Genomic DNA, 6,438 nt, shown 5'->3' with positions numbered 1-6,438 from the left:
CCTGCCGCTGGATGCCGACGAGTTGAAATCCCTGCACCGCACGCTGACGCGGTTCGTCTCCGGCTTGCGCAAGGCGGATGCCGGCATCGTGAAGCGGAGCTGATCGCTGCCGCGACACCGTTCATTCCTGAATCCCGGAAATGAAGGCATCGGAATCCCTTTTTAGCGCGCGCTGACGCAGCGGACCGTCTTGCATGACGCTTGCGGAAAGCTAAAGTCGGCGCCGGATTTTCCTGCAAGCCCGGCCGTGCCCGGGTCCGTCAATTTCCGGGGAGTGTGTCATGACCAAATCGAAACTGCTGCTGGCAGGCCTGCTTGCCCTCGTCCTGGTACCCGTTGCCGCCTTTGCGCAGGCGCTGCCCGACCTCGGCGGCAAAAAGGTGGTGGTTGTGACCGAAAACGCCTATCCGCCGCTGCAGTTCATCGATGCCAAGACCGGCAAGCAGATCGGCTGGGAATATGATGCGATGAACGAGATCGCCAAGCGGCTGAATTTCGCCGTCGAGTACCAGAACACATCCTGGGACGCGATGATCCAGGCGGTTTCCGACAACCAGTACAACATCGGCATGACCGGCATCACCATCAAGGACGACCGCAAGGAGAAGGTCGATTTCTCCGACCCCTATATGCGCTCGGAACAGTTCATGCTGGTGCGCGGCGATGAAAGCCGTTTCACCGACGCCAAGACCTTCGGCGCCTTCAAGGATGGGCTGATCGGCGCGCAGGCCGGTACCACGCCCTTCTACACCGCCGTCTACAGCGTGCTCGACGGCAATGAGCAGAACCCGCGCATCAAGCTGTTCGAGACCTTCGGCGCCACGGTGCAGGCTCTGAAATCCGGCGACGTTGACGTCGTCTTGACCGACGGCACCGCCGGCAAGGGCTATGTCGACGCCTCCGAGGGCAAACTGAAGCTGATCGGCGGGCCGCTCGGCACCGAGGATTTCGGCTTCATCTTCCCGAAGGGTTCCGACCTGGTGAAGCCGGTCAATGCGGCGATTGCGGCGTTGAAGGCGGACGGGACGTTCGATGCGCTGAACAAGAAGTGGTTTCTTGATTACAAGATGGGGCAGTGATTTCGCACTGACTTCGCGCTTGAACGCCCCCCTCTGCCCTGCCGGGCATCTCCCCCTCAAGAGGGGAGATTGGCTGTTTTTTCCGCTTTCGCCAATCACCAAAGTTGTAAAAAGAGTGCCGTCGACGAAGCTGCCAATCTCCCCTCTTGAGGGGGAGATGGCCGGCAGGCCAGAGGGGGCTGCCTTGGCGCAATCCTTTTGATGCCTCCCGCCTCTTCCTCCAAAGCCGACTTCCCCTGGTGGCTCGTCGTGGCCGTGACCATCGCGATCGCGGTGGCCGTCTTCGTCGCCACCAGCAATCTCTATGCCCAGGTATTCGCCACGGTCGCCAAGGGTATCGGCGTCACCATCTTCGTCACCGTGATCGCCTTCGTGCTGGCGTCGGCCATCGGTCTCGGCATCGCGCTGATGGGAATGTCGGGTTCGCGCTGGCTGCGCCAGATCGCGCGCTTCTATGTCGAGATCATCCGCGGCGTGCCGATCCTGGTGCTGTTGTTCTGGATCGCCTTTGCCGGCGCGCCGGCCTTCGTCGCGGCCTGGAACGCGCTGACCGCGCCGCTGCAAAGCGCCGGCCTGTTCGGCGAGCTTTTGGTGCGCGACGTGTCGCTGTTGTGGCGCGCCATCATGGCGCTGACCATCGGCTATTCGGCTTTCATCTCGGAGGTTTTCCGGGCCGGCATCCAGGCGGTGGAGAAGGGCCAGATCGAAGCGGCGAAGGCGCTCGGGCTGACCCGCGCGCAGCGTTTCCGGCTCATCGTGTTTCCACAGGCGATCCGCACCATCCTGCCGCCCCTCGGCAATGATTTCGTCGCCCTGGTCAAGGATTCCTCGCTGGTCTCGGTGCTCGGCGTTGCCGACATCACGCAGATGGGCAAGGTCTACGCCGCCGGCTCCTTTCGCTTCTTCGAGACCTATTCGATAACAGCCTACATCTACCTCATCCTGACCGTCGGCCTGTCGCTGGCGCTCAGGGCGCTGGAACGGCGGCTGCGCCGCCAGCACGAGGAATAGTTTTTCGGCCAAGGCAGCGCTACGATCCCCGAGCATTCCCGTTGAGGAGGTCCCATGATCGTCGACAAAGCCAATGCGGCGCTGGATTCCGTCTATACGGCCGACACGCCGGAAGCGCTTGAAGAGGCCTATGCCGCATGGGCCGCGACCTATGACAGCGAGACCGCCTCGCTCGGCTACCTCCTGCCTTTCCTGATCACCGCCTGGGTGGCGCGCCATGTGCCGGCGGACGATGGCCCCTTGCTCGATGCCGGCTGCGGCACCGGCCTGTCGGGACCGTCGCTGAATGCGCTCGGCTACCGCGACATTGCGGGGCTCGACCTCTCGGACGATATGCTGAAGATCGCCGGCAGCCGCAATGCCTACAGCGAACTGAAGCAGGCAATGCTGGGCGGTCCGCTGCCGTGGCCGGACGGGTATTTCCGCGCCTTCTTCTCGACAGGCGTGTTCACCATCAGCCATGCGCCGGCGACAGGCCTGCACGAACTGGTGCGCATCACCCGCAAGGGCGGCCATGCGATCTTCACCGTGCGCGACCGGGTGTTCGAGAGCGGCGGCTTCCAGGCGGTGTTCGATGAGTTGGAGCAGACTGGGAAATGGCGGCCGGTCGAGGAAAGCCCGTGGTTCCGCTGCTATGCGATCGCCGAGCCGGATGCGCTGGTGAAGACTTTTGTGTTTGAAGTGATCTGAGCGGCGCGTTCTCCGATCTTGGCTTCCTTCCTCTCCCCCTGAAGGTGTGGAAGTGAGGACGAGGAACCCGAGTTCTGCGAAGGCAGCTTCCAATTGCCGAAAACCCAAAACATTGATATGAGCCACGCCATGGAAGAGCTTTTTGGCGATCCGGCCTACAAGGGGTTCGTGCTGCAGGACAGAAAACGCCTGCCGTCGCGCTTCTCCGCGCGCGTGTCCGGGGCGCTGACCAGCCGACTACCCTAGGCCGACCCATCGGGGTCGTTTCGCCGGGCCGGAGGTCCGGCACCTGCTCTTTCCCATTCTCATATCGACGGATTTACGCACATGAGCGCACCGCGCACCCTCTACGACAAGATTTTCGACGACCATGTCGTCGATCGCCAGGACGACGGCACCTGCCTGCTCTACATCGACCGCCACCTGGTCCATGAAGTGACCAGCCCGCAGGCCTTCGAAGGCCTGCGCATGACCGGCCGTAAAGTCCGGCATCCGGAAAAGACGCTGGCCGTGGTCGATCACAATGTCTCGACTTCGCCCGAGCGCAAGTTCGGCATCAAGAACGAGGAAAGCCGCATCCAGGTCGAGGCGCTGGCCAAGAACGCCAGGGATTTCGGCGTCGAATATTATTCCGAGAAGGATATCCGCCAGGGCATCGTCCACATCATCGGTCCGGAGCAGGGCTTTACACTGCCCGGCATGACCATCGTCTGCGGCGACAGCCACACCTCGACGCACGGCGCTTTCGGCGCGCTGGCGCATGGCATCGGCACATCCGAGGTCGAGCATGTTCTGGCGACGCAGACGCTGATCCAGCGCAAGGCCAAGAACATGCTGGTGCGTGTCGACGGCCAATTGCCGGAAGGTGTCACCGCCAAGGACATCATCCTGGCCATCATCGGCGAGATCGGCACTGCCGGTGGCACCGGCTATGTCATCGAATATGCCGGCGAGGCGATCCGTGCGCTGTCGATGGAGGGCCGCATGACGATCTGCAACATGTCGATCGAAGGCGGCGCGCGCGCCGGCCTGATCGCCGCGGACGAGACGACCTTCGCCTATGTCAAGGACAAGCCGCGCGCGCCGAAGGGCGCGGCCTGGGATGCGGCACTCGAATACTGGAAGACGCTACAGTCCGACGAGGGCGCGCATTTCGACAAGGTGATCGTGCTCGACGCGGCCAAGCTGCCGCCGATCGTCTCCTGGGGCTCCTCGCCCGAGGATGTCGTGTCGGTGCAAGGCATCGTGCCGAACCCGGACGACATCACCGATGAGAACAAGCGCACCTCCAAGCAGCGTGCGCTCGACTATATGGGTCTGACGCCGGGCACCAGGATCACCGACATCACGCTCGACCGCGTCTTCATCGGTTCCTGCACCAATGGCCGCATCGAGGATCTGCGCGCCGTCGCCAAGGTGGTCGAAGGCAAGACGGTCAGCCCGCATGTCGATGCGATGATCGTGCCGGGCTCCGGCCTGGTCAAGGAACAGGCGGAAGCCGAAGGCCTCGACAAGATCTTTGTCGCCGCCGGTTTCGATTGGCGCGAGCCGGGCTGCTCGATGTGCCTGGCCATGAACGACGACCGGCTGAAGCCGCATGAACGCTGCGCCTCGACTTCGAACCGCAATTTCGAGGGCCGGCAAGGCTTCAAGGGCCGCACCCATCTGGTGTCGCCGGCGATGGCGGCCGCGGCGGCGATCGCCGGCCACTTCGTTGACATCCGCGAGTGGAAGTAGTCCGGACTTGAACGGAACCCGAGCCGCACCCGGCTCGGGTCAACGCTTCCCGTCACGGCGGACGAGTTCGTGGAACTCCTCGCGGCGTCCGGGCTGTTCGGCCGCGACCACAAGCGCAAGCTGTTGTTCCTCGAAGAGCTTGAACCATTCGTCCCATTCGACGAGTTCATAGCCTCCCGCATTGAGCGGCCGTTCAGGCTGGTCCTGATCCTGATAGGCGTGCTGGCCGAAGACCAGCCTCAACATGGGCTGCGTCCCCGCTTCGGGCGAGATGTCGACGATTGCGGGAAAGCCGGCGCGCCCGGCAGCCCACGAGCGGATCGCATCGTGGTCGGTCAGTGTGATTGTGTCGGCCATCGGTCGCTCCAGATTGTCAACGAAGGAACGCTGACCGGAGACGGCGGTTCCCTGACATTATTTTGAGATGGCGGTCCTGCTTGCGGCGAGGCTTAACCGCTTGTTTGGGCTTGCCCTCTAAGCTCTTCCCCGACGTAAGCGAGGGGAAGTCATAGTCGTTTGGACACGGGTCTGCTCATAGCGCTGCTCAACCCGACGATCGCGCTGGCGCTCGGCGCGGCGTTCCTCGTGCTATGGTCCTATCAGCGCCACCGCCCCTATCTGGCCGTGCTGGCGCTCAGCTACAGTCTCTCGGCGGTGGGCTTCCTGCTTCAGTATTTCACCTTGCCGATCGGCATGCCGCTGACCAAGCTGGTGTCGAACATCTGCTTCAGCATCGCCGGCTGCTGCCTGGCCGGCGCCATCGTCCACCGCTATGGCCGCAAGGTGCCCTATGTGGGGATCGGCGCGCTGGCCTGTGGGGGACTGGCGTCGTTCTGCTGGTTCCTGTTCATCGCGCCGGATCTCACCTGGCGCATCCTGGCGATGAACTTCGCTTTCGGCGGTATCAGCCTTCTGGTTGCCGCCGAACTGCGCCCGGTGCGCAACAACGGCCCGACCGAGAAAATCCTGTTCGTGCTGTCGCTGCTGTCGGGCGTCAACTTCTTCGTGCGCACCCTTATCGTCGTCATCGCGCACGGGCCCTTCACGAGCTATGACGGGTTCTATGGCTCGTCCTACTGGACGACGGCGCTGCTGTCGCACGCGCTGCTGTCGCTGCTTATCGCGCTGTGCCTGTTTTCCGCCGCGGCACTCGACGTGTTGAAGGCGTTGAAGGCCGAGACCTTTACCGACCCCCTGTCGGGCCTGCTCAACCGGCGTGGCTTCGAGGAGCGCGGCATGCTGCTCTTGCGGCACTGCGCCTCGGCGCGGTTCCCGGTCGCGTTGGTGCTGGCCGACCTCGATCATTTCAAGGCGCTCAACGATGTGCATGGGCATGGGGCGGGCGATCGCGTGATTGCCGATTTCGCCGCCAAGCTTCGGTCGGCGGCCGGCGCGCGCGGTGTTGCCGGGCGTATCGGCGGCGAGGAATTCGCGGTGCTGCTGCCACTCAGCGATCTTGCCGCGGCACGGCTGTTCGCCGAAGCGGTGCGCACGGTCTATTCGGCCGGCCATGTCGACGGGCTTCCCCAGGGAACGAAGGTGACGGCAAGCTTCGGCGTGGCGGCCCGCAGCGGTGACGAGGCGCTGGAGCCGCTGATGCGCCGTGCCGACGATGCGCTCTACAAGGCCAAGAAGAACGGCCGCGACAGTGTACGCCTGTCCTATGAGCGGCCGGAAACGGCGTTCCTGCCGGAGCCGCTCAAGACCGGCTGAATCCTGGCCGGCCAGGACGTTAACGTCTTCTTCGCCCGTCGATGATTAGCTGTCGGCGCGGGTGCGGGAGAACATGAGCGGCGCCAACTTCATCCTGTTGATCAATCTGTCGGTTGCCGGCCTGCTGGCGGCCTGCTTCATGGCGGTCGCCTTCCACGATGTCGGCCGGGCGCCGGCGCGCTGGCTGGCATTTGGCTATCTGCTGGGC

Annotated in this window: 6 protein-coding genes and 1 pseudogene; 6 read left to right on the top strand and 1 reads right to left on the bottom strand. The window is 63.6% G+C overall.

Annotated features, from left to right (window positions below; genetic code table 11):
* The first annotated feature begins 281 nt into the window (after window positions 1-281).
* From EN925_RS18015 to leuC, 4 genes are all read left to right on the top strand, one after another.
* Complete coding sequence (locus tag EN925_RS18015) at window positions 282-1,079, top strand: transporter substrate-binding domain-containing protein (RefSeq protein ID WP_013528864.1); 798 nt, start codon at window positions 282-284, stop codon at window positions 1,077-1,079.
* Window positions 1,080-1,280: 201 nt separating this feature from the next.
* On the top strand, window positions 1,281-2,090 hold the full coding sequence (locus EN925_RS18005) for an amino acid ABC transporter permease (protein ID WP_027163295.1): 810 nt from the start codon (window positions 1,281-1,283) through the stop codon (window positions 2,088-2,090).
* 54 nt (window positions 2,091-2,144) lie between these two features.
* Window positions 2,145-2,780 (top strand): class I SAM-dependent methyltransferase, encoded by a 636-nt coding sequence (locus tag EN925_RS18000; protein WP_027163296.1) that lies wholly within the window; start codon window positions 2,145-2,147, stop codon window positions 2,778-2,780.
* Between the two features lie 327 nt (window positions 2,781-3,107).
* Window positions 3,108-4,517: a 3-isopropylmalate dehydratase large subunit gene (gene leuC, locus EN925_RS17990; RefSeq protein ID WP_127368052.1), complete on the top strand. Its 1,410-nt coding sequence runs from the start codon at window positions 3,108-3,110 to the stop codon at window positions 4,515-4,517.
* A gap of 39 nt (window positions 4,518-4,556) precedes the next feature.
* On the opposite strand, the gene EN925_RS17985 is transcribed toward leuC, so the two are convergent.
* Entirely contained in the window at window positions 4,557-4,874 is a 318-nt protein-coding gene (locus tag EN925_RS17985; protein ID WP_013528869.1) for a hypothetical protein, read from the bottom strand.
* Window positions 4,875-5,033: 159 nt separating this feature from the next.
* Between EN925_RS17985 and EN925_RS17980 the strand changes: the two genes are divergently transcribed.
* Entirely contained in the window at window positions 5,034-6,230 is a 1,197-nt protein-coding gene (locus EN925_RS17980; RefSeq protein ID WP_127368051.1) for a GGDEF domain-containing protein, read from the top strand.
* Between the two features lie 73 nt (window positions 6,231-6,303).
* Window positions 6,304-6,438 (top strand): annotated as a pseudogene (locus EN925_RS40760) (GGDEF domain-containing protein); the annotation flags it as partial.

This window comes from Mesorhizobium sp. M7A.F.Ca.US.006.04.2.1, assembly GCF_004022915.1.
GTDB classification, from domain to species: domain Bacteria; phylum Pseudomonadota; class Alphaproteobacteria; order Rhizobiales; family Rhizobiaceae; genus Mesorhizobium; species Mesorhizobium ciceri.
The sequence above is the reverse complement of the archived record's forward strand: the minus strand, read 5'-3'. Positions and strand labels throughout refer to the sequence as shown.

Excerpts from the sequence above, each read along its gene's own strand:
- EN925_RS18000 (WP_027163296.1), top strand. The coding sequence starts at position 2,145 with ATGATCGTCGACAAAGCCAATGCGGCGCTGGATTCCGTCTATACGGCC.
- EN925_RS18005 (WP_027163295.1), top strand. The coding sequence starts at position 1,281 with ATGCCTCCCGCCTCTTCCTCCAAAGCCGACTTCCCCTGGTGGCTCGTC.
- EN925_RS17985 (WP_013528869.1), bottom strand. The coding sequence starts at position 4,874 with ATGGCCGACACAATCACACTGACCGACCACGATGCGATCCGCTCGTGG.
- EN925_RS18015 (WP_013528864.1), top strand. The coding sequence starts at position 282 with ATGACCAAATCGAAACTGCTGCTGGCAGGCCTGCTTGCCCTCGTCCTG.
- leuC (WP_127368052.1), top strand. The coding sequence starts at position 3,108 with ATGAGCGCACCGCGCACCCTCTACGACAAGATTTTCGACGACCATGTC.